Consider the following 24,677-nt stretch of genomic DNA (forward strand, 5'->3'; position numbering starts at 1 on the left):
GTCCCGTTACCTCCCTCAGCCCTTGCCGCCGACAGCGGGCGTGTCCCCGTACTCCACCTTCAGGTTGCCGATCTCGGCCTCGATCGACTCATCGGTCTTCAGCTGGTCGTTGCCCGCCTTCTCCAGCAGCCCGGAGAGCTTCCCGCAGCGCCCGCTCACCTTCTTGACGTATGCCTCCCAGGACGTGTGGACGTCCTTCTGCGCCGCGGCCGTCAGGCAGCCGGCGTCCTCGCCCAGCCCCTGCTGCCCGTCCGTCAGTTTCCCCATGGCCTTGCCGATGTCGTCACGGAGCGAACCGACGTCACGACCCGCCTTGGACCAGGCCGGCTTGTTCGACACCAGCGTGCCGCTCCCGCCCGGATCCAGCGGCACATGGTTCAGCTGCATCTGCGTCCCGTGCTGCTCGGCCGCCGCGCTCTTGAGCTGCTCCCACTCTTCCCACGCCATGCGCGTCTCCCCGTTGTCCCCGTCATCACTGCACACGCACCACGCGACAACACACGTCCCCGTGGTCCTGATCGACATGTACCGTAGCGCGCCGCCCCGGCAGGGCAGGAGGCCACCGTCACGCGGTCCGCGCGGCTCCGGCCTCCCCGTACTCAGACGACCGACGGCGCGTGTGAGTATCCGCCCCGATGTCCCCGTGCCACCGTCGCTGCTGGAGTGGGGTCCATGACAGCGAAGGACCCACGGCCGTCCCGCGTCCCCCACAGGACCTGGTGGAAGGCGCCCCTCATCGTCTCCGTGCCCGGCGTGCCGCTTCTCTCGCTCGAGTACGCCATGGTGCTCGCCCAGGCCGGCATGGAGCAGTACGGCGGCATGCTCCACACGGCCCTGGCGCTCTTCGCCGTGGCCTGGGCGCTGCCCCACCGCCGTTCGATGCGCACGCCGCGCGTCCTGGCGGCCTGCGCCGCGCTGGCGATCACGGTGTTCCCGGTGGGGCTCCTGGTGCTGCTCGCCGTGATGTTCTCCGCCTGACGCCGAGACGGCGAGACGGAGAGGGCAGAGAGGGCGAAGCGGGCGGGGAGGCCGGACAGGGGGTGGGTCCGACCAGCCGACCAGTCGCGTCGGTCGGCAAGCCGCGCCGGCCGACCTATCCCACGCCGCTCCGCGCCCGGGCGAACGCCGTCTCCAGCCCCCGCTTCACCGCCCCCGCCAGCGGCCGCTCCACGAACCGGTGCACCGCCCAGCTCAGCAGCAGGAAGCCCGCCAGTACCGCCGCCACCAGGAGCCGGGCGTCCAGCTCGCCGTGCAGGCGGCTGATGACCGCCGTACCGGCCGCGTAGTGCATGAGGTAGAGGGGGTACGTCAGGCTTCCCGCCGTCACCAGCCAGCGCCACCGGACGCGGTCGGTGTGGCCGAGTGCCACCGCCACCATCAGCAGCAGGAACAGGGTGAAGATCAGCACCGCGCCCCGCCAGCTCGACACGTGTTCGACCTCGTCGACGCGCATCCCCAGCTCCCGCTGCCCCATCAGCCAGGCCGTGCCGAGGATTCCCCACAGGAGCAGGTCCTGGCCGAAGCGGTGCATGAGGTAGAGGGCGAGGCCGGCGATGAAGTACCAGGCGCCCTCGGGGTTGGCCAGCAGTTTCAGCAGGGGCAGGCCGGACACCGGGGCGAGCATGGCGGCCGCGCCCCACACGCAGCAGAACAGGACGACCTTGCGGTACGTCAGGCCGGTCGCGACGACCAGCAGGAACAGCAGGTAGAAGCGCAGCTCCGACCAGAGCGTCCAGTACACGCCGTCCACGTTCCGCACGCCGGAGCCGGACTGGAGCATCGTCAGGTTCAGCAGCACGTCCCGGGCGCGCAGCCGCTCCCAGACGCCCGGCACCGCCGCCAGCACGCCCGTCGTGAACAGCACCGCGAACCAGTACGCCGGGTACAGCCTGATGACGCGGGAGACGAAGAACTGGCGGGGCGTCCGGCCCCAGCAGGACATGCAGATCACGAAGCCGCTGATGACGAAGAAGATCTCCACGCCGATCCAGCCGTAGGACGCCACGTGGAACACCGTCGGCATGATCTCGGAGACCGGGCGCCCCCAGATCGGGTTGTCGGGCCGGTCCACCCGGTAGGTGCCCGCGTAGTGGTGGAGCGCGACCATCAGGGCGGCCAGCAGCCGGATGCCGTCCACGGCGTAGAGGCGGGGGCGTCGGTCGCGGGCGCGCGGGGCGTCGGTCGGCGGCAGCACGGCGAGCGGGGGAAGCGGCTGCGCGCCGCGGGTGAGAGCCAAGCCAGTCATCCTCGTCGGGGGGGTCCGACGAGTCAGGCTACGGCCGGGACAGCCGCCCCACAGGTCCCACAGCCGAACGTTTGTCCATGGTTCATCTGTCGCACACGCGGCGTCCCCGGCACCTCGCGGGCACGCGAAAGGGCCCGTACGACCGGAGTCGTACGGGCCCTCTCAGGTGCTCAGCTCAGGCTGGAGCAACCAGGTCGAACAACAAGACTTACTTGTTGATCTTGGTGACCTGGCCGGCGCCCACGGTCCGACCACCCTCACGGATGGCGAACTTCAGGCCCTCCTCCATGGCGATGGGCTGGATCAGCTCCACCTTCATTTCGGTGTTGTCGCCCGGCATGACCATCTCGGTGCCCTCGGGGAGGGTCACGACGCCGGTCACGTCCGTGGTACGGAAGTAGAACTGCGGGCGGTAGTTGTTGAAGAACGGCGTGTGACGGCCGCCCTCGTCCTTGGACAGGATGTACGCCTGCGCCTCGAACTCGGTGTGCGGGGTGACCGAACCCGGCTTGATGATGACCTGGCCGCGCTCGACGTCCTCGCGCTTGATGCCGCGGAGCAGCAGACCGACGTTCTCACCGGCCTGGCCCTCGTCGAGCAGCTTGCGGAACATCTCGATGCCGGTGACCGTGGTGGTGGTCTTCTCGGTCTTGATGCCGATGATGTCGACGGTCTCGTTGACCTTCAGGACACCACGCTCGATACGGCCGGTGACGACCGTACCGCGACCGGTGATCGTGAAGACGTCCTCGATCGGCATGAGGAACGGCTTGTCGACGTCACGCTCGGGCTCCGGGATGGACTCGTCGACGGCCTGCATCAGGTCGAGGACGGTCTGGGCCCACTCCGGGTCGCCCTCGAGCGCCTTGAGAGCGGACACCTTGACGACCGGCAGGTCGTCGCCCGGGAACTCGTACTCGGAGAGGAGCTCACGGACCTCGAGCTCGACGAGCTCCAGGATCTCCTCGTCGTCCACCATGTCGGCCTTGTTCAGGGCGACGACGATGTACGGAACGCCGACCTGGCGGGCCAGGAGCACGTGCTCCTTGGTCTGCGGCATCGGGCCGTCGGTGGCGGCGACCACGAGGATGGCGCCGTCCATCTGGGCAGCACCGGTGATCATGTTCTTGATGTAGTCCGCGTGACCCGGGCAGTCGACGTGCGCGTAGTGACGCGTCTCCGTCTGGTACTCGACGTGCGCGATGGAGATGGTGATACCGCGCTGGCGCTCTTCGGGAGCCTTGTCGATCTGGTCGAAGGCCGAGGCCTCGTTCAGGTCCGGGTACTTGTCGTGCAGCACCTTGGTAATGGCGGCCGTGAGGGTCGTCTTACCGTGGTCGATGTGACCGATGGTGCCGATGTTGACGTGCGGCTTAGTCCGCTCGAACTTCGCCTTCGCCACTGGGGTCCTCCTGGGAGTGGTTCTGGTACGCCTTACTTCATCGGCGCCAGGTGATCTTTGCTGGAATGCCCGGGCCCAGGGGCGAAAGGCCGGGAATACGGCCGTTCGCCCCAAGAGGCTCCGGAGTCAAGCCTACGGCGTGCGCACGGAGTGCGTTACTCGCCCTTGGCCTTCGCGATGATCTCCTCGGCGACGTTCCGCGGAACCTCGGCGTAGGAGTCGAACTGCATCGAGTAGCTTGCGCGACCCGAGGTCTTGCTGCGGAGGTCTCCGACGTAGCCGAACATCTCCGAGAGGGGCACGAGGCCCTTCACCACGCGGGCGCCGGCACGCTCCTCCATGGCCTGGATCTGGCCACGGCGGGAGTTGATGTCGCCGATGACCTCACCCATGTAGTCCTCGGGCGTGGTGACCTCGACGGCCATCATCGGCTCGAGCAGCACGGGGCCGGCCTTGCGCGCGGCCTCCTTGAACGCCTGCGAACCGGCGATCTTGAAGGCGAGCTCGGAGGAGTCCACCTCGTGGTAGCCACCGTCGAGCAGGATGACGCGCACGCCGGTCATCTCGTAACCGGCGAGGATGCCGAACTGCATGGCCTCCTGCGCACCGGCGTCCACCGAAGGGATGTACTCCTTCGGGATGCGGCCACCGGTCACCTTGTTCACGAACTCGTACGAGGCGTCGCCGCCCTCGATCGGCTCGATCGCGATCTGCACCTTGGCGAACTGACCGGTACCACCGGTCTGCTTCTTGTGCGTGTAGTCGAGCCGGTCGACCGTCTTGCGGATGGTCTCGCGGTACGCGACCTGCGGCTTGCCGACGTTGGCCTCGACCTTGAACTCACGGCGCATGCGGTCGACCAGCACCTCGAGGTGCAGCTCGCCCATGCCACCGATGATGGTCTGGCCGGTCTCCTCGTCCGAGTGAACCTGGAAGGAGGGGTCCTCCTCCGCGAGACGCTGGATGGCGACACCCAGCTTCTCCTGGTCACCCTTGGACTTGGGCTCGATGGCGACCTGGATGACCGGGGCCGGGAAGTCCATGGACTCCAGGATGACCGGCGCCTTGTCGTCGCACAGCGTCTCGCCGGTCGTGGTCTGCTTCAGACCCATGACGGCGACGATGTCGCCGGCGCCGACCGACTCGATCTCCTCACGCTTGTTCGCGTGCATGCGGTAGATCTTGCCGATGCGCTCCTTCTTGCCCTTGACGGAGTTCAGCACGGCGGTGCCGGACACCAGGCGGCCCGAGTAGACCCGGACGAAGGTGAGCTTGCCCAGGTGCGGGTCGCTCATGATCTTGAACGCGAGGGCGGACAGCGGCTCGTCCTCGGACGGCTTGCGCTTGACGACCTGCTCCGGGTCCTTGACGTCGTGGCCCTCGATGGCCTCGACGTCCAGGGGGGAGGGGAGGTAGCGCACGACCGCGTCGAGCAGGGGCTGGACGCCCTTGTTCTTGAACGCGGTACCGCAGAACACGGGGGTGACCGTGACGCCGTCGGACTTGCCGGACGCGATGGTGATGCGACGGATCGCGGCGTACAGCTGCTCCACGGAAGGCTCCTGGCCCTCCAGGTACAGCTCCATGATCTCGTCGTCGTTCTCGGCGACGGTCTCGACGAGCTTGCCGCGGTACTCCTCGGCAGCCTCGGTGTGGGTGGCCGGGATGTCGACGATGTCGTACATCTCGCCCTTCTCCGCCTCGGCGGACCACACGAAGGCCTTCATCGTGACCAGGTCGACGACGCCCTTGAAGTCGGCCTCGGCACCGATCGGGAGCTGCATCACGATCGGCGTCGCACCCAGGCGGTTGCTGATCATGTCGACACAGCGGTGGAACTCGGCACCGGTCCGGTCGAGCTTGTTGACGAAGCAGATGCGCGGGACGCCGTAGCGGTCCGCCTGACGCCACACGGTCTCGGACTGGGGTTCGACACCCGCGACGCCGTCGAACACCGTCACGGCACCGTCGAGCACGCGGAGCGAACGCTCCACCTCGACGGTGAAGTCGACGTGGCCCGGGGTGTCGATGATGTTGATGGTGTGGTCGACGTCGGCGAGCGGCCAGTGACAGGTGGTGGCAGCAGAGGTGATCGTGATGCCACGCTCCTGCTCCTGCTCCATCCAGTCCATGGTGGCAGCGCCGTCGTGGACCTCACCGATCTTGTAGGACACACCGGTGTAGAACAGGATCCGCTCGGTGGTGGTCGTCTTGCCCGCGTCGATGTGGGCCATGATCCCGATGTTGCGGACCTTGGCCAGGTCAAGTGAAGTGGTAGCCATAAGGCTTCAGTCTTCTCTCGGTCTCGATGTGGGTAGCGACTACCAGCGGTAGTGCGCGAAGGCCTTGTTGGACTCGGCCATCTTGTGGGTGTCCTCGCGCTTCTTCACGGCCGCACCGAGGCCGTTGGAGGCGTCGAGAAGCTCGTTGAGCAGACGCTCGGTCATGGTCTTCTCGCGGCGGGCGCGGGAGTAGCCGACGAGCCAGCGCAGCGCCAGGGTGCTCGCGCGGCCGGGCTTGACCTCGACCGGGACCTGGTAGGTCGCGCCACCGACACGGCGGGACTTGACCTCGAGGGTCGGCTTGATGTTCTCGAGAGCGCGCTTCAGCGTGATGACCGGGTCGTTGCCGGTCTTCTCGCGCAGGCCCTCCATGGCGCCGTAGACGATGCGCTCGGCGGTGGAGCGCTTGCCGTTCAGCAGCACCTTGTTGATGAGCGACGTGACAAGAGGAGAACCGTAGACCGGGTCGATGATGACCGGGCGCTTCGGGGCAGGGCCCTTACGAGGCATGTCTTACTTCTCCTTCTTGGCGCCGTAGCGGCTGCGGGCCTGCTTGCGGTTCTTGACACCCTGGGTGTCGAGGGAACCGCGAATGATCTTGTAGCGAACACCCGGCAGGTCCTTCACACGGCCACCACGCACGAGCACGATGGAGTGCTCCTGCAGGTTGTGTCCCTCACCCGGAATGTAAGCGGTGACCTCGATCCCGCTGGTCAGACGCACACGCGCGACCTTACGCAGGGCCGAGTTCGGCTTCTTCGGGGTGGTCGTGAACACACGCGTGCAGACGCCGCGACGCTGAGGAGAACCCTCGAGTGCGGGCGTCTTGTTCTTTTCGACCTTGTCCTGCCGGCCCTTACGGACCAGCTGCTGGATCGTAGGCACTACTTCTCCGGTTTCTGTGTGCCGATGTGTACAGCTAACCTGGAACTTCGCCGACCCACGCGGTCGGGTGTGTCGAATCCGGCGGACCCCCGCCGCGAAGCGGGAAGAGGCACAGATCGCGGTGGCCGCTCCTTAGGCCTCTGTGCGGTTGAAGGCACGCACGAAGGCCAGGGCACACCCCAGGCACAAGGTCTGAGCGTACCCAGCGCAGTCACTCCGGTCAAAACAGAAGCAGCGCCGCCGACACACCGGCGTCACGTCCGCGCCCCCGACGGCCCCTGTGGTAGCGGGTTTCCGGCCTGCGCGGCGGGCGACGGCACGGCCGCCGCGCCGACGTCCGCGCCCTGCCCGGCACCGGACGCGGGCGCGGACTCGGACACGGGTGCAGGCACGGGCGTGGCCTCGGACACGGGTGCAGGCACGGGCGCGGGTGCAGGCACGGGCACGGGCACCGCGGCGCGGGCGCCCGCCGCCCCGTGCGCCGTGTCGTGGCCGACGAAGTACGTCGGACGGTTCTGCACGGCCGTGTAGATGCGCCCCACGTACTCACCGAGCAGGCCGACGCAGATCAGCTGGACCGCGCCGATGAACAGCACGCCGGTGAACAGGGAGGTCCAGCCGGGGACGGTGTGCCGCAGGGCGTGGGCGCCGAGCGTGTAGACCATCAGGGCCAGGCAGACCAGGAAGGCGAAGCCACCGAGCCAGGTGGCGATGCGCAGCGGGGCCGCCGAGAAGCCGGTGACGCTGTCGATCGCGAGGCGGATCATCCGGCCCAGGGGGTATTTGCTGCGGCCCGCGGGCCGCGGGGCGCGCTCGTAAGCGACCTCACCGCTCGGGAAGCCGAGCCAGGGCACCAGGAGGCGGTAGACGCGCTGCTGGTCCGGCAGCGCTTTGAGGGCGTCGACGGCGGCCCGGCTGAGCAGCCGGAAGTCACCGGCCTGGGCGGGCACGGAAGGGCCGGCCAGCCGGCGGACGAGCCGGTAGTACAGGCCGGCGGTCCACCGTTTGAAGCCGGTGTCGCTGGCCCGGTCGGCCCGGATGCCGTAGACGATGTCGAGGCCCTCGGCGCGGGCCAGCGCCAGCATGTCGGGGATCTTCTCGGGCGGGTCCTGCAGGTCGGCGTCGAGGCTCACCACGTACGCGCCGTGGGCGCGGTCCAGGCCGGCGGTGAGGGCCGCCTGGTGACCGGAGTTGCGGCGCAGGCCGATCACCCGCAGCTCGGGCCAGCCGAGGCGGAACGCGGCGAGCAGCTCGGCGGTACGGTCGGTACTGCCGTCGTCGACGGCGACGACCTCGTAGCCGACGCCCATCCCGGCCAGGACCGGGCGCAGCCTGCCGACCAGTGCGGGAAGGACCTCTTCCTCGTTGTACATGGGTATGACGACCGACAAGACGGTCGCCGCCGCCGTGGTGTCCGGCGCTTCAGGCACCCGTCCTCCCCCAAGCTGTGCCGCGCATGTGCGACGCTGTTGCGATCTTATGACCACACTTCACGTTCATCCGGACAGCGGTCGCGCGGCCGGCCCCGGCCCGTCCGAGGGGGGACCCCAGTCATGAGCACGGCCCGCAGCGACGCGGCGGCGGACTCCGCGATGCCCGAAGAGCCCGACGAACCGGACGGGCGGTGGCGGCGGCCGCGGGTGCCGCGCCGGCTCGCGCTGCCGGATGGTCTACGACCGTACCGTGCCCCGCTGCTCCTGTACGGCGTCACGAAGCTGGTCGGGCTGACCGTCTTCGCACTCCTGCTGGAGGCCGCCGGCGACTACCGGGAGAAGCAGCCCCGCTTCGGCGGCGGCGCCCACTGGTGGGACGTGCTCGCCACCTGGGACGGCTGGTGGTACCTCCAGGTCGCCGAGAAGGGTTACGACCCGCGGCCCCTGACCCCTCTCGCCCCGGGCGGCCTGTTCACGGTCGAGCAGAACTCCGTCGCCTTCTTCCCGCTGTACCCGGGGCTGATCCGCGGGGTCTCCGAGATCACCGGGCTCGGCCTGTTCGGGTCCGGGATCCTCGTCTCGGTGCTCGCGTCCTTCGTCGCCGCCGCCGGGATCTACGCCGTCGTCGCCGCGCTCGCGGGGGCGCGGGCCGGCACCCTCGCCGCCGGGCTGTGGGCGGTCGTACCGGGTGCCGGCGTCGAGTGGGCGGTGTACTCGGAGTCCCTGTTCGTGGCCGTCGCCGCCTGGTGCTGCTACGCCGTGATGAAGGGCCGGTGGCTCACGGCCGGACTCCTCGCCTTCGTCGCCGGACTGAACCGGCCCACCTCCGCCGCGCTCATCGGCGCGGTCGGGCTCGCCGCGCTGGTCACCCTCGCCCGGCGCGAGGGCAGACGCGAGCACGGGGTGGCGGGACCGGTGTACGCGATGGTCGCCGCGCCGCTCGGCCTGCTCACCTACGTCGCCTGGGTCGGGCTGAGCATGGGCGACCTGACGGCGTACTTCACGCTCCAGCGCGAGGGCTGGGCTCACTACTTCGACTTCGGCGCCTACACCCTCGACGTGCTGGGCGACACGGCCGTCGGCCGGCACGACTACCTGTTCGCCTTCGCCGTCCCCGACCTGATAGCCGTCCAGGTGGTGCTGGCACTGCCGTTCCTGATCGCGCTGATGCTGCGGAAGAAGCCGCCGCTGGTGCTCGTCGCGTACACGCTGGCCAGCGTGGTGACCGTGCTCGGCACCCAGCAGATGTTCGGCAACACACCGCGTTACCTGCTGCCCTGCTTCCCGCTGCTCCTGGCCCCCGCGGCGGCGCTGGGCCGCCTGAAGTGGCCGAGTCTGGCGGTCTTCTTCACCACGGCCGCCGTCGCATCGGGCTGGTACGCCCACTACGTCATGTTCGAGCTGGGCATCCCCTGACGGACACCGCCGGACCGGCGCCCCGCGGTGCACCGCCCCGCACCGCGCCGCGATCCGGTCTCAGTTCGACGCGACCGCCGCCAGGAACAGGACGGCCAGGAAGACCGCCCAGCCCGCCACCGACAGCCAGCCCAGGACCAGGCCGGCCATGGCGAAGCCGTCACCGCCCTCGCCGGTGCGGCGGATCTCGGCTCTGGCCGAGTGCCCGAGGATCACCGCGGGGATGCCGGTGAGGCCCATCGTCATCGTGGTGAGGACGCCGCAGACCATGGAGCCGACCGCCTTGCCGTTCGTCGGCGGCGGGGCGGGCAGGAAGGTCCGCGGGACCTGCACCGGGTAGCCGTGCGGCCGCGGGACGGCCGGCTGTACGGCGACGGGCCCCTGCGGCAGGTCGGCGACGATCAGGGACAGCTCACCGACCGTGCGGGCCTCGTACGCCCGCGCCACCCGGCGCTCGAACTCCACCTGCTGGAGACGGCCCTCGGCGAAACCCGCTCTGAGCACGTCGACCGTGCGCTCGCGGTCCGCGTGGGCGGCCAGCATCGGCGGACCGCTCTGGCCCTGCCACGGCTGCCATGGCGACGGATACGACACGGACACCTCCCCCGCTCGGCGTGAACTGCCTCCCATCATTCTCCTACGCTCGGCGGACCGCGATGGTTCCCCCGCTCACCCCTCGCACCTCGTCCCGTGACGGGACGGGGACGGAGAGGCCCCCCGGGGACCACGGACGGCCGGAACGGCTGCGGGGACGGCCACGGGGACGGCGGAGCGCCGGTCGGACGTCCGGCAGGGCACGGCGCCGCACGGAGGCGGCCGCACCACCCGCGGACACGCCGAACGACTGCCGCGGACACGCCGAAGGGCGGCCACCCGCACGGGTGACCGCCCTTCAGTGCTTCAGACGTACGCCTTACTGGTTGTACGGACCGTAGTCGTAGTCCTCCAGCGGGACGGCCTGGCCGGAGCCGGTGCCGAACGGCGAGTAGTCGATGTCGTCGTAGCCGACGGCCGAGTACATCGCGGCCTTGGCCTCCTCGGTCGGCTCGACCCGGATGTTGCGGTAGCGGGACAGACCCGTACCGGCCGGGATGAGCTTACCGATGATGACGTTCTCCTTGAGGCCGATCAGGGAGTCGGACTTGGCGTTGATCGCCGCGTCCGTCAGCACCCTGGTCGTCTCCTGGAAGGACGCCGCCGACAGCCAGGACTCCGTGGCCAGCGAGGCCTTGGTGATACCCATGAGCTGCGGACGACCGGAGGCCGGGTGACCGCCCTCCTGCACCACACGACGGTTCTCGGTCTCGAACTTCGAGCGCTCGACCAGCTCGCCGGGCAGCAGCTCGGCGTCGCCGGACTCGATGATCGTCACGCGGCGGAGCATCTGCCGGATGATGATCTCGATGTGCTTGTCGTGGATCGACACACCCTGCGAGTTGTACACCCGCTGGACCTCGGCCACCAGGTGGACCTGGACGGCACGCTGGCCCAGGATGCGCAGCACGTCGTGCGGGTTCTGGGTACCCACGGTGAGCTGCTGGCCCACCTCGACGTGCTCGCCCTCCTCGACCTTCAGACGGGCGCGCTTCGAGATCGGGAACGCCGTCTCGTCGCTGCCGTCGTCCGGCGTGATGACGATCTTCTTGGTCTTCTCCGTCTCCTCGATCCGCACACGGCCGGAGGCCTCGGAGATCGGGGCGACACCCTTCGGGGTACGGGCCTCGAAGAGCTCGACGACACGCGGCAGACCCTGGGTGATGTCGTCACCTGCCACACCACCGGTGTGGAAGGTACGCATCGTCAGCTGGGTACCGGGCTCACCGATGGACTGGGCGGCGATGATGCCGACCGCCTCACCGATGTCGACCAGCTTGCCGGTGGCCAGCGAACGGCCGTAGCACATGGCGCAGGTGCCGACGGCGGACTCGCAGGTCAGGACCGAGCGGGTCTTGACCTCCTCGACGCCGGCCTTGACCAGCTGGTCGATGAGGACGTCACCGAGGTCGACGCCCGCCGGGGCGAGCACCTTGCCGTCGACGACGATGTCCTCGGCGAGGCAGCGCGCGTACACGCTGGTCTCGGCGTCGTCCGCCTTGCGCAGCACACCGTCCTCGCCGCGCTCGGCGATGGCCAGCTTGAGGCCGCGCTCGGTGCCGCAGTCCTCCTCGCGGATGATGACGTCCTGCGAGACGTCCACCAGACGACGGGTGAGGTAACCCGAGTCGGCGGTACGCAGGGCGGTGTCCGCCAGACCCTTACGGGCACCGTGGGTGGAGATGAAGTACTCCAGCACGGACAGGCCCTCACGGAACGAGGCCTTGATCGGACGCGGGATGGTCTCGTTCTTCGCGTTCGACACCAGACCACGCATACCGGCGATCTGACGCATCTGCATCATGTTGCCTCGGGCACCCGAGTTGACCATCATCGAGACCGGGTTGGTCTTCGGGAAGTTCGCGTTCATCGCCTCGGCGACCTCGTTGGTCGCCTTGGTCCAGATCGCGATGAGCTCCTGCGTGCGCTCTTCCTTGGTGATCAGACCGCGCTCGTACTGCTTCTGGACCTTCTCGTCCTGCGCCTCGTAGCCCTGGACGATCCCCCGCTTCGCGTCGGGAACGACGATGTCGGAGATGGCCACGGTGACGCCGGAACGGGTCGCCCAGTAGAAGCCGGCCGCCTTCAGGTTGTCGAGCGTCGCCGCCACGATGACCTTGGGGTAGCGCTCGGCGAGGTCGTTGACGATCTCCGAGAGCTGCTTCTTGCCGACCTCGTAGTCGACGAACGGGTAGTCCTCGGGCAGCAGCTCGTTGAAGAGCGCGCGGCCCAGGGTCGTGCGCAGCCGGAACGAGTCACCCTGCTGCCACTCCCCCTCCCCGACGCGGTCGTCCCCGTCCTCCTGCGCCGGCGGGGTCCAGCCGCGCGGCGGGATGGTGCCCACCGGGAAGCGGACGTCGACACGCGACTGCAGCGACAGCTCGCCGGCGTCGAACGCCATGATCGCCTCGGCCACGGACGAGAAGGAACGCTCCTCGCCCTTGACGTCGCGCAGCTCGCCGTCGGTGGTGAGGAAGAACAGACCGAGGACCATGTCCTGGGTCGGCATCGTCACCGGACGGCCGTCGGCGGGCTTGAGGATGTTGTTCGAGGACAGCATCAGGATGCGGGCCTCGGCCTGCGCCTCCGCGGACAGCGGCAGGTGCACGGCCATCTGGTCACCGTCGAAGTCCGCGTTGAACGCGGTGCACACGAGCGGGTGGATCTGGATGGCCTTGCCCTCGACCAGCTGCGGCTCGAAGGCCTGGATGCCGAGGCGGTGCAGCGTGGGCGCACGGTTCAGCAGCACCGGGTGCTCGGCGATGACCTCTTCGAGGACGTCGTACACCACGGTGCGGCCGCGCTCGACCATGCGCTTGGCCGACTTGATGTTCTGCGCGTGGTTCAGGTCGACCAGGCGCTTCATCACGAACGGCTTGAAGAGCTCCAGCGCCATGGCCTTGGGCAGACCGCACTGGTGCAGCTTCAGCTGCGGGCCGACGACGATGACGGAACGCGCCGAGTAGTCGACTCGCTTGCCGAGCAGGTTCTGGCGGAAGCGGCCCTGCTTGCCCTTCAGCATGTCGCTGAGGGACTTCAGCGGGCGGTTGCCGGGACCGGTGACCGGACGGCCACGACGGCCGTTGTCGAAGAGCGCGTCCACGGCCTCCTGGAGCATGCGCTTCTCGTTGTTCACGATGATCTCGGGCGCACCGAGGTCGAGAAGGCGCTTCAGGCGGTTGTTGCGGTTGATGACACGGCGGTACAGGTCGTTCAGGTCGGAGGTCGCGAAGCGGCCACCGTCCAGCTGCACCATCGGACGCAGGTCCGGCGGGATGACCGGCACGCAGTCCAGCACCATGCCCTTGGGGCTGTTGCTGGTCTGCAGGAACGCGGAGACGACCTTGAGGCGCTTGAGCGCGCGGGTCTTCTTCTGGCCCTTGCCGGTGCGGATGATCTCGCGGAGCTTCTCGGCCTCCTCGTCGAGGTCGAAGGACTCCAGGCGCTTCTGCAGCGCCGCGGCACCCATCGAACCGTCGAAGTAGGTGCCGAAGCGGTCACGCAGCTCGCGGTAGAGCAGCTCGTCACCCTCGAGGTCCTGGACCTTGAGGTTCTTGAAGCGGGTCCACACCTCGTCCAGGCGGTCGATCTCGCGCTGGGCGCGGTCGCGCAGCTGCTTCATCTCCCGCTCGGCGCCTTCGCGCACCTTGCGACGCACGTCGGCCTTGGCGCCCTCGGCCTCGAGCTCGGCCAGGTCGGTCTCGAGCTTCTTGGCGCGGGCCTCCAGGTCGGCGTCCCGGCGGTTCTCGATCTGCTGCCGCTCGACGGAGACGTGCGCCTCCAGCGAGGGCAGGTCACGCGTGCGGCGCTCCTCGTCGACGTACGTGATCATGTACGCCGCGAAGTAGATGACCTTCTCGAGGTCCTTGGGAGCCAGGTCGAGCAGGTAGCCCAGCCGGCTCGGGACACCCTTGAAGTACCAGATGTGCGTGACGGGGGCGGCCAGCTCGATGTGGCCCATCCGCTCGCGGCGCACCTTGGCGCGGGTCACCTCGACGCCGCAGCGCTCACAGATGATGCCCTTGAAGCGGACACGCTTGTACTTGCCGCAGTAGCACTCCCAGTCCCGGGTCGGACCGAAGATCTTCTCGCAGAAGAGTCCGTCCTTTTCGGGCTTGAGGGTGCGGTAGTTGATGGTCTCGGGCTTCTTGACCTCGCCGTGGCTCCACTGACGGATGTCGTCAGCGGTGGCCAGACCGATCCGGAGCTCATCGAAGAAGTTGACGTCGAGCACTATGCGTCAATCCCTCTCAGGGTTGTAAGTCTGTGGTCTGAAACGGGGGTCGCGGGATCGGCGGGGCCTCTGCTGGAGGGGCCCCGCCGGACTCCCGTCAGACCTCTTCGACGCTGCTCGGCTCGCGCCGGGACAGGTCGATGCCGAGCTCTTCCGCCGCGCGGAAGACGTCCTCGTCGGTGTCGCGCATCTCGATGGACATGCCGTCCGAGGACAGCACCTCCACGTTGAGGCACAGGGACTGCATCTCCTTGATGAGCACCTTGAAGGACTCGGGGATGCCGGGCTCGGGGATGTTCTCGCCCTTGACGATGGCCTCGTAGACCTTCACGCGGCCGGTGACGTCGTCGGACTTGATGGTCAGCAGCTCCTGGAGGGCGTAAGCGGCGCCGTACGCCTCCAGCGCCCACACCTCCATCTCACCGAAGCGCTGGCCACCGAACTGGGCCTTACCACCCAGCGGCTGCTGGGTGATCATCGAGTACGGACCGGTCGAACGGGCGTGCAGCTTGTCGTCGACCAGGTGGTGGAGCTTGAGGATGTACATGTAGCCGACCGAGATCGGCTCCGGGAAGGGCTCACCCGAGCGGCCGTCGAACAGCGGGGCCTTGCCGGACGGGAGCACCATGCGCCCGCCGTCGCGGTTCGGGATGGTGTGCTGCAGCAGACCGGTCAGCTCGTCCTCGCGGGCGCCGTCGAACACCGGGGTGGCGACGTTGGTGCCGGGGGCGACGCTGTCGGCGCCGATCGCCTGGAGGCGCTGCGCCCAGTCGTCCGCGAGGCCGGAGACGTCCCAGCCGCGGCTGGCGAGCCAGCCGAGGTGGATCTCCAGGACCTGTCCCGGGTTCATTCGGGACGGCACACCCAGCGGGTTGAGGATGATGTCGACCGGGGTCCCGTCCTCCAGGAACGGCATGTCCTCGATCGGCAGGATCTTGGAGATGACACCCTTGTTGCCGTGGCGGCCGGCGAGCTTGTCACCGTCCGTGATCTTGCGCTTCTGCGCCACGTAGACGCGAACCAGCTGGTTCACGCCCGGCGGCAGCTCGTCGCCCTCCTCACGGTCGAAGACGCGGACGCCGATGACCTTGCCGATCTCGCCGTGCGGCACCTTCAGCGAGGTGTCACGGACCTCACGGGCCTTCTCGCCGAAGATGGCGCGCAGCAGGCGCTCCTCCGGGGTCAGCTCGGTCTCGCCCTTGGGCGTGACCTTGCCGACCAGGATGTCGCCGGCGACGACCTCGGCGCCGATGCGGATGATGCCGCGCTCGTCGAGGTCGGCGAGGACCTCCTCGGAGACGTTCGGGATGTCCCGGGTGATCTCCTCGGGGCCGAGCTTGGTGTCACGGGCGTCGACCTCGTGCTCCTCGATGTGGATCGAGGAGAGGACGTCGTCCTGCACGAGGCGCTGCGACAGGATGATCGCGTCCTCGTAGTTGTGACCCTCCCACGGCATGAACGCCACGAGCAGGTTCTTGCCCAGCGCCATCTCGCCGTTCTCGGTCGCCGGTCCGTCGGCGAGGACCTGACCGGTGATGATCCGGTCGCCCTCGTTGACGATGACCTTCTGGTTGACCGAGGTGCCCTGGTTGGAGCGCGAGAACTTGGCCAGGCGGTACGTGATGTACGTGCCGTCGTCGTTGGTGGTGGTGATGTAGTCCGCGGAGACCTCCTGGACCACACCGTCCTTCTCGGCCTTGACCACGTCGCCGGCGTCGACGGCGGAGCGGTACTCCATGCCGGTGCCGACGAGCGGGGCCTCGCTCTTGATGAGCGGCACGGCCTGGCGCATCATGTTCGCGCCCATGAGGGCACGGTTGGCGTCGTCGTGCTCGAGGAACGGGATCATGGCGGTCGCGACCGACACCATCTGGCGCGGGGAGACGTCCATGTAGTCGACGTCGTCACCGGGGACGTAGTCGACCTCGCCGCCACGACGGCGGACCAGGACGCGGGCCTCCTCGAACTGGAACTCGTCGTTGAGCGGCGCGTTGGCCTGCGCGATGACGAACCGGTCCTCTTCGTCGGCCGTGAGGTAGTCGACCTCGTCGGTGACGACACCACCGGTGACCTTGCGGTACGGCGTCTCGATGAAACCGAACGGGTTGATCCGGCCGTACGAGGCGAGCGAGCCGATCAGACCGATGTTCGGGCCTTCCGGCGTCTCGATCGGGCACATGCGGCCGTAGTGCGAGGGGTGCACGTCACGGACCTCGAAGCCGGCCCGCTCACGGGACAGACCACCCGGGCCGAGCGCGTTGAGACGACGCTTGTGCGTCAGACCCGACAGCGGGTTGTTCTGGTCCATGAACTGCGACAGCTGGCTGGTGCCGAAGAACTCCTTGATGGAGGCGACGACCGGCCGGATGTTGATCAGGGTCTGCGGCGTGATCGCCTCGACGTCCTGGGTGGTCATGCGCTCGCGCACGACGCGCTCCATACGGGCGAGACCCGTACGGACCTGGTTCTGGATCAGCTCGCCGACGCTGCGGATGCGGCGGTTGCCGAAGTGGTCGATGTCGTCGGTCTCGACCATGATCGAGCGGCCCGACTCGCCGAGCGTCTCGGTCTCACCGGCGTGCAGCTTCACCAGGTACTTGATGGTGGCGATGATGTCGTCGGTGGTGAGCACGCCGGCGTCCAGCGGCTCGTCGGCGCCGAGCTTCTTGTTCACCTTGTAGCGGCCGACCTTGGCGAGGTCGTAGCGCTTGGGGTTGAAGTAGAGGTTCTCGAGCAGCGTCTGAGCGGCCTCGCGGGTCGGCGGCTCGCCCGGGCGCAGCTTGCGGTAGATGTCCAGGAGCGCGTCGTCCTGGCCCTGGGTGTGGTCCTTCTCCAGGGTGGCGCGCATCGACTCGTACTCGCCGAACTCCTCGAGGATCTGCTCGGTGGTCCAGCCGAGAGCCTTCAGGAGGACGGTGACGGACTGCTTGCGCTTGCGGTCGATGCGGACACCGACCATGTCGCGCTTGTCGATCTCCATCTCCAGCCAGGCACCCCGGGACGGGATGATCTTGGCGGAGAAGATGTCCTTGTCGGACGTCTTGTCGATGGAGGAGTCGAAGTAGACGCCGGGCGAGCGGACCAGCTGCGACACGACGACACGCTCGGTGCCGTTGATGACGAAGGTGCCCTTGTTGGTCATGAGCGGGAAGTCGCCCATGAAGACCGTCTGGGACTTGATCTCGCCGGTCTCGTTGTTGGTGAACTCGGCCGTCACGAAGAGCGGGGCCGCGTACGTGAAGTCGCGGTCCTTGCACTCGTCGATGCTGTTCTTCGGCGGCTCGAAACGGTGGTCGCGGAAGGTCAGCGACATCGACCCGGAGAAGTCCTCGATCGGGGAGATCTCCTCGAAGATCTCCTCGAGGCCGGACTTGGTGGGGACGTCCTGACCGTTCTCGAGAGCCTCCTCGACGCGAGCCTTCCACGCTTCGTTGCCGAGCAGCCAGTCGAAGCTCTCGGTCTGCAGTGCGAGAAGGTTCGGAACCTCGAGGGGCTCCTTGATCTTTGCAAAGGAGATGCGCAGCGGGGCGGTGCTGGCAGCGTTGTTCGTATTCGCGGTCGAGGCGTTGCGCGAGGCGGCCAAGAGGGGGTCCTTCCGAGGGCTCGGACTCACTACGCGCGTACCGGCCCCTCTCCCGCACGACGAGACAGACTCTCCGGAATCGGCCGAAAGGCCAGGTCAGAGAGGGTCCGGTCATCGATGGTCGGGCGAGGGCATGCCCCTGGTGACGGGCAGGGGACAGCTAACAGGCAGCGCAAAGGGTCAGTGTAGCCACTTGGCACACTGATGTCCAGTGCGGGTTTTTCGAGACCCTCGTAGCTCTCAACGCCCTCGGTCCGGTAGCCCTCAACGCACGGTGATACTGCCCTCTTCGCCGTCGATCCATGCCTCGGATACGGATCCTTGTGACGACGCGTCCTGAGAATTGCGCGCTGCGTGCGGTTCGTCAAGGCCCCCATGCCCGGACGCGGGGCGTCCGGGGACAAGACGAAGATCACCCTACCCCTCGCGAACACAGGTGCAAGGCAACCGTGGCCGGCCCTCGGGAACGCCGAAGAGCGACCACCCGGATGGATGATCGCTCCTCGGTGCGCCGGCGTTACAGCCCCGGAGGAACTGTTTCGGCCGTCGCTGCGGTCGTCGCCGACCGCGGGGGTGTTACTTGACCTCGACCGAGGCGCCGGCGCCCTTGAGGGACTCGGCGGCCTTCTCGGCGGCGTCCTTGGCGACCTTCTCGAGGACGGGCTTCGGGGCGCCGTCCACGAGGTCCTTGGCCTCCTTCAGACCCAGGGAGGTCAGCTCGCGCACGACCTTGATGACCTGGATCTTCTTGTCGCCCGCACCGGTGAGGATGACGTCGAACTCGTCCTTCTCCTCCTCGGCCTCGGCGACGGGGGCGGCCGGGCCACCGGCAACGACGGTCGCCGCGGCGGCGGTGACGTCGAACTTCTCCTCGAAGGCCTTCACGAACTCGGAGAGCTCGATGAGGGTCATCTCCTCGAACTGCGCGAGCAGGTCTTCCTGGCTGAGCTTCGCCATGGTGGGCGATCCTTCCACTAATTCGGCAGGTGCCGGATGTACTTGTTCGGCGGGCGTACGGTCGGCCCGCTAAGACCGCTGCCTCAGGCGGCGGTCACTGCGCGAGCCGAGTTACTCGGCACCGCCCTGCTCCTCCTGCTTGGCGCGAAGGGCGTCCACGGTGCGGACGAGCTTCGAGGGAAGCGCCTGGAAGAGCTGTGCAGCCTGGGACTGCTTGCCCTTGAAGGCACCCGCCAGCTTGGAGAGCAGAACCTCGCGGGACTCGAGGTCCGCAAGCTTCTTGATCTCGTCGGCGGACAGCGCCTTGCCGTCAAGGACACCGCCCTTGATGACGAGGTTGGGGTTGTCCTTGGCGAAGTCACGAAGACCCTTCGCCGACTCCACCGGGTCACCGGTGACGAAGGCGACCGCCGTCGGACCGTTGAACAGGTCGTCGAGCGTCGAGATCCCGGCCTCGTTGGCCGCAATCTTGGTCAGCGTGTTCTTCACCACGGCGTACTGGGCGTTCTCACCGAGCGAACGACGCAGCGTCTTGAGCTGCGCCACGGTGAGACCCCGGTACTCGGTCAGCACGGCGGCGTTCGAGCTGCGGAACTGCTCCGCGAGCTCGGCCACCGCGGCAGCCTTGTCGGGCCTTGCCATGAGCGTCGGCCTCCTTCCGGGTGTTGACGACCGCTCGGAAGGGGCTGGGACAAACGAAACGCCCCGGCGCAGGCGCACGGGGCGAGAGCTCGACCGAACGAAATCCGTGTACGGATCACGGCCCGGGAGCACTTCCACAGTCACCTGCGCGGGTCGTCCGCGTGGCAGCGGATCCTTCGGCCACCGCACCCTCTCGCGAGCGCACGGCGACGACCAGCGGTCTTTGGCTTCTGTAGGAGCGTACGTGAACGGGTCGCCGTCAAGCAAATCCGCCCGTAAGGGCGCTCAGCGCCCGGCCCTCTCCGTCTCCTCGGCCAGGTCGAGGGTGTCCGAGGCGGGCGGGGCCTGCACGGTGACGGGCTTGCCGAAGTCGAGGAAGGTGATGGTGAGGTCGAGCTGGCCGTGCCGGCCGAAGCCCTGGAACCGCAGCTGTCTGGTGCGGCCGGCCTCGTCGATCCAGACGTCCATGTCCAGCTCGTCGACGCCGAGCTTCTCGTACTGCGCGAGGGACTGCTCGCGCCGCTGACGGACGCTCTTGGCCTCGTCCCGGTAGGAGGCCCGGATCTCGTCGACGGTGGCCGTGCCCTCGTAGTGGGTGGTGGTCACGCCGTCGACGCTCTCCGTGCCGGTCGTCCTGAGGTCGTCGGCCGCGGTGAGGAAGGTGCTCTCGTGGGCCGGGTTGCGGCGGACCTGGTCGGCCGCCGACGTGGTGTCGACCTTGAGGCCGCTCGGGGTGTCGGAGGTTCCGGGTGCCCCGAACTTCATCCAGTGCCTGCCGTCCTCGGTGGCCTCGTCGCTGCCGACGTAGATCACTCCGTCGACGAGGCGGATCTCGCCGACGCCCTTGTCGGGGCCGCCGAGGACGGTCGTCCTCAGGCTCATGGCCGGCGGTTCGACGGCCATCGCGGCCTCGGCCCTGATCCGGCCCTCCTCCGGCATCCGGCCGGTCATCCGGTAGCGCAGGGAGCCGATCCGCTCCGTCTTCTCCGCGGCCCGCGTGACGGCCGCGGCCGCGGCCTTCGGGTCGCCCCCGTCCGCCGTGCCCTCCGACGCCGCCGCACAGCCCGTGACGAGCAGGGCGGACAACCCGAGGACACCCACGGAAGATCTCATGCACATTCCCCCACGCAGCACACGGTGAACACCTGGTCGGTTCACGGCGAGGGTGCGAAGGTATCCCACGGGTGCGGGCGGAGGCCCGTGAATTCCCGGCGGTCCGCCCTCAGGGCGTGGGGCCGGCCCCCTGCTGCCGGAGCAGCTCGGAGAAGTCGGCGGTGTCGGCCGCCGGGGGCGCCTCGGTGTCGACCGGGGTGCCGTAGTCGCTGTAGTAGGCGGTCTGGCTGTACGTGCCGTTGGCCGACCGGCCCTTCTCGACCTTCTTGACCAGCAGGTCGTCGTCGTCGACCCAGATGTCGACGGTCTCGGTGGTGACGCCGGCCTGTTCCAGCTGTTTCCTCAGGCCGGCGAGCTGGCTCTCGTCGAGGCTGGAGTTGCGGCCGGCGAGGTCGGCGACCTCGACGGTGCCCGAGTAGTGCGTGGTGCGCTCGCCGCGGACCGTCTCCTCGCCGACCCTGCGCACGTCCCCGGAGGCCAGCAGGAGCTTCACCGACCGGCTCGGGGTGGAGTTCTCCATCTGGTCCTTGAGATAGGCCCCCGAGCCGCCGCCGAGGGTCTCCAGCGCGTCGTACGGGTACTTGATCCAGTGCTTGCCGCCGGCCTGCTCGGCGAAGGCGTCACCCATGCGCGCGTAGTACGCGTCGGGCAGGTAGCGGGCCTGCATCGAGGTGGTACCCAGCTGCCGCATGGTGTCGGCCATGGTGCCGCCGGTGTAGGTGATGGTGAGGGTGCCGGTGAGGCCGTCGCCCCAGCCGAGGGAGCCGTCGGCCGTCATCGCCATCACCGAGCCCATGGTGGTCGTCGACTCGACCTTGGCGGAGTCGGCGCCGCCGGTGGACTTCTCGGCGGTGCGCAGCGCGGCCGTCGGGCTGAAGCCGCTGTCGCCGCCCTCGCCGGAGGAGGCGGAGCCCTCGTCCCCGGCGGATCCCCCCGGGTCCGGGCCGCAGGCGGCCGCTCCGGTCAGCAGGGCCGCCACGACGACCGAGAGGCCCGCCCGGCGTGCACGCGTGCCCTTCATGCCCTCACCCCCATCTTGTCCCCGTGTCCGCACGGTAACGCACGGCACCGACAGCCGTACGGGAAAAGGGACGAGCCCCGCACCTCGAAAGGTTGCGGGGCTCGTCGCCGACCGGTGCGAACCGTCAGGTTCAGACCGCGGCCGGGTCCTCCTCGACGAGGAGGTTCCGGGTGCGGTTGGGGTCGACCTGGATGCCGGGGCCGATCGTGGTGCTGATCGCGGCCTTCTTGATGTAGCGGCCCTTGGCGGCGGACGGCTTCAGACGGAGGATCTCCTCCAGCGCCGCGCCGTAGTTCTCCACCAGCTGGGCGTCGTCGAACGACGACTTGCCGATGATGAAGTGCAGGTTCGAGTGCTTGTCGACGCGGAACTCGATCTTGCCGCCCTTGATCTCCGTGACGGCCTTGGCCACGTCGGGGGTGACGGTGCCGGTCTTCGGGTTCGGCATCAGACCACGCGGACCGAGCACGCGGCCGAGGCGGCCGACCTTGCCCATGAGGTCCGGGGTGGCGACGACGGCGTCGAAGTCCAGACGGCCCTTCGCGACCTCGTCGATCAGTTCGTCGGAGCCGACGATGTCGGCGCCCGCGGCCTCCGCGGCCGCAGCACGGTCACCGGTCGCGAAGACCAGGACCCGGGCGGTCTTGCCGGTGCCGTGCGGCAGGTTCACGGTGCCACGGACCATCTGGTCGGCCTTGCGCGGGTCGACACCCAGACGGAAGGCGACCTCGACGGTGCCGTCGAACTTGCTCGTGGAGGTCTCCTTGGCGAGACGGACGGCCTCGAGCGGGGCGTACAGCTTCTCCCGGTCGATCTTGGCGTCCGCAGCGCGGAGAGACTTGCTGCGCTTGCTCACTACTGCTCCTGGGGGTTCTGAGGAGTCGTGGTACGGGCCGAGCAGGCCCTGCCACGTGCGGCCGGAGCCGCGACTGCTACGAAGGTGCTGCGGGGCTTGGGGTTCAGCCCTCGACCGTGATGCCCATGGAGCGGGCGGTGCCGGCGATGATCTTCGACGCGGCGTCCAGGTCGTTGGCGTTCAGGTCGGGAAGCTTGGTCGTGGCGATCTCGCGGACCTGCGCCTCGGTGATCTTGGCGACCTTGGTCTTGTGCGGCTCGCCCGAGCCCTTCTCGACACCCGCGGCCTTGAGGATCATCTTCGCGGCCGGCGGCGTCTTGGTGATGAAGGTGAAGGAACGGTCCTCGTAGACCGTGATCTCCACCGGGATCACCCAGCCACGCTGCGACTCGGTCGCGGCGTTGTAGGCCTTGCAGAACTCCATGATGTTGACGCCGTGCTGGCCGAGCGCGGGGCCGACCGGCGGGGCGGGGTTCGCCGCACCGGCGTTGATCTGGAGCTTGATGAGCCCCGTGACCTTCTTCTTCTTGGGAGGCATTGCTCTCTCCGGGTCCTAGTGAGAGTTTTCAGCCGTCCGGTCCGGATGATCCGGATGGAGGCATACCGCACAACGATAACGGGTATCCTTGCGCGGCCAAAAACCGACCAGGTCAGGCGCCGCGCGAGCGGCCACCTGACCTGGTCGGAGGCTTGCGTTCCAGAAGTCGCCGGGAGGGGCTAGTTCTTCTGGATCTGGTCGAAGCTCAGCTCGACCGGGGTCTCGCGGCCGAAGATCTCGACGAGGCCCTTGACCTTCTTCGAGTCGGCGTTGATTTCGTTGATCGTGGCCTGGAGCGTGGCGAACGGACCGTCGGTGACGGTGACCGAGTCGCCGACCTCGAAGTCCAGGACCTGGACCTCGACCTTGCGCTGCGGAGCCGGCTTGCCCTCGGCCTCGGCGGCCTCGCGGGCGGCCTTCTCCTCGGCCTCCGGGGCGAGCATCTTGACGATCTCGTCCAGGGTCAGCGGGTACGGGTCGTAGGCGTTGCCCACGAAGCCGGTGACGCCGGGGGTGTTGCGGACGACGCCCCAGGACTCGTTCGTCAGGTCCATGCGCACCAGCACGTAGCCGGGGAGCTTGTTCTGACGGATCGTCTTGCGCTCGCCGTTCTTGATCTGCGCGACCTCTTCCTGCGGCACCTCGGCCTGGAAGATGAAGTCCTCGACGTTCAGCGAGACGGCGCGCTGCTCGAGGTTGGTCTTCACGCGGTTCTCGTAGCCGGCGTACGTGTGGATGACGTACCACTCGCCGGGCAGGGTGCGGAGTTCCTCGCGCAGGGCGGCGACGGGGTCGACGGGCTCGGCCGGCTCGGCTTCCTCGGTCTCCTCCGCGACGGCCTCGTCGTCCTCGGAGCCCTCTTCGTCGGCGTCCTCTTCGTCGGAGTCCTCGACCTGCTCGGCCTCGTCCTCGTCGGAGTCCTCGACGTGCAGCGCGGCTTCCTCGGCGGGCTCGCCCGCCTCGGCGTCGGCAGCCTCGAACTCGTCCAGGTCCTCGTCAGCGCCCTCGACGATGTCGAGCTCGTCGTCAGCCGACTCGGCATCCGCCCCGCGCGGCTCCATGGCGTCGTTCAGGTTCTGGTCAGACACGGTGGCTGCTTCTTCCTGGATACATAGGGGTGGAACACGCGAAAGGGGCGCCGATCACCCGGCGCCCTTCGCTCTCGGCTCAGCCGAATACGTACTTCGCGGCGTGGTCGAGTCCATAGTCAATCACGGTCACCAGACCGATCATGATGACCACGAACACGATCACGACCATGGTGTACGTCGTCAGCTGGCCCCGCGTCGGCCATACGACCTTGCGAAGCTCCGCGACGATCTGGCGGTAGAAGAGCGCGAGCCGCTTCAGCGGGCCCTTCTTGGCGCGCTTGCCGCCCTTGCGGGACTTCTTCTGCGCCTCAGGCACCTCGTCCTGGGCATCAGGCGTGTCGATGGAGCCCACGGCATCCGCCATTCGTCCTCACCTGTTCCCGGG

The 24,677-nt window shown here is 68.3% G+C and carries 20 protein-coding genes; 2 read left to right on the plus strand and 18 right to left on the minus strand.

Features of this window, described 5'->3' with window-relative positions; all coding sequences use genetic code 11:
- Nucleotides 1–15: 15 nt before the first annotated feature.
- Nucleotides 16–447, minus strand: coding sequence for a hypothetical protein (locus tag ACZ5FU_RS04675; RefSeq protein ID WP_451526997.1), 432 nt, complete (start codon nt 445–447; stop codon nt 16–18).
- A 225-nt stretch (nt 448–672) separates the two neighbouring features.
- Between ACZ5FU_RS04675 and ACZ5FU_RS04680 the strand changes: the two genes are divergently transcribed.
- Complete coding sequence (locus ACZ5FU_RS04680; protein ID WP_451777737.1) at nt 673–978, plus strand: hypothetical protein; 306 nt, start codon at nt 673–675, stop codon at nt 976–978.
- Between the two features lie 115 nt (nt 979–1,093).
- On the opposite strand, the gene ACZ5FU_RS04685 is transcribed toward ACZ5FU_RS04680, so the two are convergent.
- The 6 genes from ACZ5FU_RS04685 to ACZ5FU_RS04710 all read right to left on the minus strand — a co-directional run bounded on the left by ACZ5FU_RS04685 (nt 1,094) and on the right by ACZ5FU_RS04710 (nt 8,244).
- A complete protein-coding gene (locus ACZ5FU_RS04685) occupies nt 1,094–2,245 on the minus strand; it encodes an acyltransferase family protein (protein ID WP_469044419.1) in 1,152 nt (383 codons plus the stop codon).
- 208 nt (nt 2,246–2,453) lie between these two features.
- Nucleotides 2,454–3,647 carry an elongation factor Tu gene (gene tuf / locus ACZ5FU_RS04690; protein WP_363089027.1) on the minus strand — a complete coding sequence of 398 codons (1,194 nt, stop codon included), beginning with the start codon at nt 3,645–3,647 and terminating at the stop codon, nt 2,454–2,456.
- Nucleotides 3,648–3,802: 155 nt separating this feature from the next.
- On the minus strand, nt 3,803–5,929 hold the full coding sequence (gene fusA, locus ACZ5FU_RS04695; protein ID WP_451527000.1) for an elongation factor G: 2,127 nt from the start codon (nt 5,927–5,929) through the stop codon (nt 3,803–3,805).
- Between the two features lie 39 nt (nt 5,930–5,968).
- On the minus strand, nt 5,969–6,439 hold the full coding sequence (rpsG, locus tag ACZ5FU_RS04700; RefSeq protein ID WP_030345396.1) for a 30S ribosomal protein S7: 471 nt from the start codon (nt 6,437–6,439) through the stop codon (nt 5,969–5,971).
- A gap of 3 nt (nt 6,440–6,442) precedes the next feature.
- A complete protein-coding gene (rpsL, locus tag ACZ5FU_RS04705) occupies nt 6,443–6,814 on the minus strand; it encodes a 30S ribosomal protein S12 (RefSeq protein ID WP_003948652.1) in 372 nt (123 codons plus the stop codon).
- A gap of 254 nt (nt 6,815–7,068) precedes the next feature.
- A complete protein-coding gene (locus ACZ5FU_RS04710) occupies nt 7,069–8,244 on the minus strand; it encodes a glycosyltransferase family 2 protein (RefSeq protein ID WP_451777731.1) in 1,176 nt (391 codons plus the stop codon).
- A 123-nt stretch (nt 8,245–8,367) separates the two neighbouring features.
- Here ACZ5FU_RS04710 and ACZ5FU_RS04715 point away from each other — a divergent pair, with 123 nt between their 5' ends.
- On the plus strand, nt 8,368–9,663 hold the full coding sequence (locus tag ACZ5FU_RS04715) for a hypothetical protein (RefSeq protein WP_451527002.1): 1,296 nt from the start codon (nt 8,368–8,370) through the stop codon (nt 9,661–9,663).
- Between the two features lie 60 nt (nt 9,664–9,723).
- On the opposite strand, the gene ACZ5FU_RS04720 is transcribed toward ACZ5FU_RS04715, so the two are convergent.
- The 11 genes from ACZ5FU_RS04720 to secE all read right to left on the minus strand — a co-directional run bounded on the left by ACZ5FU_RS04720 (nt 9,724) and on the right by secE (nt 24,656).
- Complete coding sequence (locus ACZ5FU_RS04720; RefSeq protein WP_451777813.1) at nt 9,724–10,206, minus strand: DUF1707 and DUF4190 domain-containing protein; 483 nt, start codon at nt 10,204–10,206, stop codon at nt 9,724–9,726.
- A 370-nt stretch (nt 10,207–10,576) separates the two neighbouring features.
- Nucleotides 10,577–14,491, minus strand: coding sequence for a DNA-directed RNA polymerase subunit beta' (locus ACZ5FU_RS04725; RefSeq protein WP_451527003.1), 3,915 nt, complete (start codon nt 14,489–14,491; stop codon nt 10,577–10,579).
- Between the two features lie 97 nt (nt 14,492–14,588).
- On the minus strand, nt 14,589–18,074 hold the full coding sequence (gene rpoB / locus ACZ5FU_RS04730) for a DNA-directed RNA polymerase subunit beta (protein WP_451527004.1): 3,486 nt from the start codon (nt 18,072–18,074) through the stop codon (nt 14,589–14,591).
- Between the two features lie 576 nt (nt 18,075–18,650).
- Nucleotides 18,651–19,031, minus strand: a complete 381-nt coding sequence (rplL, locus tag ACZ5FU_RS04735; RefSeq protein WP_451527005.1) for a 50S ribosomal protein L7/L12 — start codon at nt 19,029–19,031, stop codon at nt 18,651–18,653.
- A 111-nt stretch (nt 19,032–19,142) separates the two neighbouring features.
- Nucleotides 19,143–19,673 carry a 50S ribosomal protein L10 gene (rplJ, locus tag ACZ5FU_RS04740; protein ID WP_451527006.1) on the minus strand — a complete coding sequence of 177 codons (531 nt, stop codon included), beginning with the start codon at nt 19,671–19,673 and terminating at the stop codon, nt 19,143–19,145.
- A 285-nt stretch (nt 19,674–19,958) separates the two neighbouring features.
- A complete protein-coding gene (locus tag ACZ5FU_RS04745; protein ID WP_469044421.1) occupies nt 19,959–20,786 on the minus strand; it encodes an SCO4651 family lipoprotein in 828 nt (275 codons plus the stop codon).
- A gap of 109 nt (nt 20,787–20,895) precedes the next feature.
- A complete protein-coding gene (locus ACZ5FU_RS04750) occupies nt 20,896–21,807 on the minus strand; it encodes an SCO4651 family lipoprotein (protein ID WP_469044422.1) in 912 nt (303 codons plus the stop codon).
- 130 nt (nt 21,808–21,937) lie between these two features.
- Nucleotides 21,938–22,663 carry a 50S ribosomal protein L1 gene (rplA, locus tag ACZ5FU_RS04755; protein WP_451527009.1) on the minus strand — a complete coding sequence of 242 codons (726 nt, stop codon included), beginning with the start codon at nt 22,661–22,663 and terminating at the stop codon, nt 21,938–21,940.
- A gap of 103 nt (nt 22,664–22,766) precedes the next feature.
- The gene (gene rplK, locus ACZ5FU_RS04760; RefSeq protein ID WP_020132675.1) at nt 22,767–23,201 is read right to left on the minus strand and encodes a 50S ribosomal protein L11; all 435 of its coding nucleotides are present in this window, start codon (nt 23,199–23,201) and stop codon (nt 22,767–22,769) included.
- A 179-nt stretch (nt 23,202–23,380) separates the two neighbouring features.
- Nucleotides 23,381–24,289, minus strand: coding sequence for a transcription termination/antitermination protein NusG (nusG, locus tag ACZ5FU_RS04765; RefSeq protein ID WP_468833685.1), 909 nt, complete (start codon nt 24,287–24,289; stop codon nt 23,381–23,383).
- 79 nt (nt 24,290–24,368) lie between these two features.
- Complete coding sequence (secE, locus tag ACZ5FU_RS04770) at nt 24,369–24,656, minus strand: preprotein translocase subunit SecE (protein ID WP_356560341.1); 288 nt, start codon at nt 24,654–24,656, stop codon at nt 24,369–24,371.
- Nucleotides 24,657–24,677: the final 21 nt, after the last annotated feature.

It is taken from the genome of Streptomyces sp. NPDC031554, assembly GCF_055580685.1.

Bases quoted from the DNA above. Each gene is read 5' to 3' on its own strand.
- ACZ5FU_RS04675 (WP_451526997.1), bottom strand. From the start codon at position 447: ATGGCGTGGGAAGAGTGGGAGCAGCTCAAGAGCGCGGCGGCCGAGCAG.
- ACZ5FU_RS04680 (WP_451777737.1), top strand. From the start codon at position 673: ATGACAGCGAAGGACCCACGGCCGTCCCGCGTCCCCCACAGGACCTGG.
- ACZ5FU_RS04685 (WP_469044419.1), bottom strand. From the start codon at position 2,245: ATGACTGGCTTGGCTCTCACCCGCGGCGCGCAGCCGCTTCCCCCGCTC.
- fusA (WP_451527000.1), bottom strand. From the start codon at position 5,929: ATGGCTACCACTTCACTTGACCTGGCCAAGGTCCGCAACATCGGGATC.
- rpsG (WP_030345396.1), bottom strand. From the start codon at position 6,439: ATGCCTCGTAAGGGCCCTGCCCCGAAGCGCCCGGTCATCATCGACCCG.
- ACZ5FU_RS04715 (WP_451527002.1), top strand. From the start codon at position 8,368: ATGAGCACGGCCCGCAGCGACGCGGCGGCGGACTCCGCGATGCCCGAA.
- ACZ5FU_RS04720 (WP_451777813.1), bottom strand. From the start codon at position 10,206: ATGCTGGCCGCCCACGCGGACCGCGAGCGCACGGTCGACGTGCTCAGA.
- rplL (WP_451527005.1), bottom strand. From the start codon at position 19,031: ATGGCGAAGCTCAGCCAGGAAGACCTGCTCGCGCAGTTCGAGGAGATG.
- rplJ (WP_451527006.1), bottom strand. From the start codon at position 19,673: ATGGCAAGGCCCGACAAGGCTGCCGCGGTGGCCGAGCTCGCGGAGCAG.
- ACZ5FU_RS04745 (WP_469044421.1), bottom strand. From the start codon at position 20,786: ATGAGATCTTCCGTGGGTGTCCTCGGGTTGTCCGCCCTGCTCGTCACG.
- ACZ5FU_RS04750 (WP_469044422.1), bottom strand. From the start codon at position 21,807: ATGAAGGGCACGCGTGCACGCCGGGCGGGCCTCTCGGTCGTCGTGGCG.
- rplK (WP_020132675.1), bottom strand. From the start codon at position 23,201: ATGCCTCCCAAGAAGAAGAAGGTCACGGGGCTCATCAAGCTCCAGATC.
- secE (WP_356560341.1), bottom strand. From the start codon at position 24,656: ATGGCGGATGCCGTGGGCTCCATCGACACGCCTGATGCCCAGGACGAG.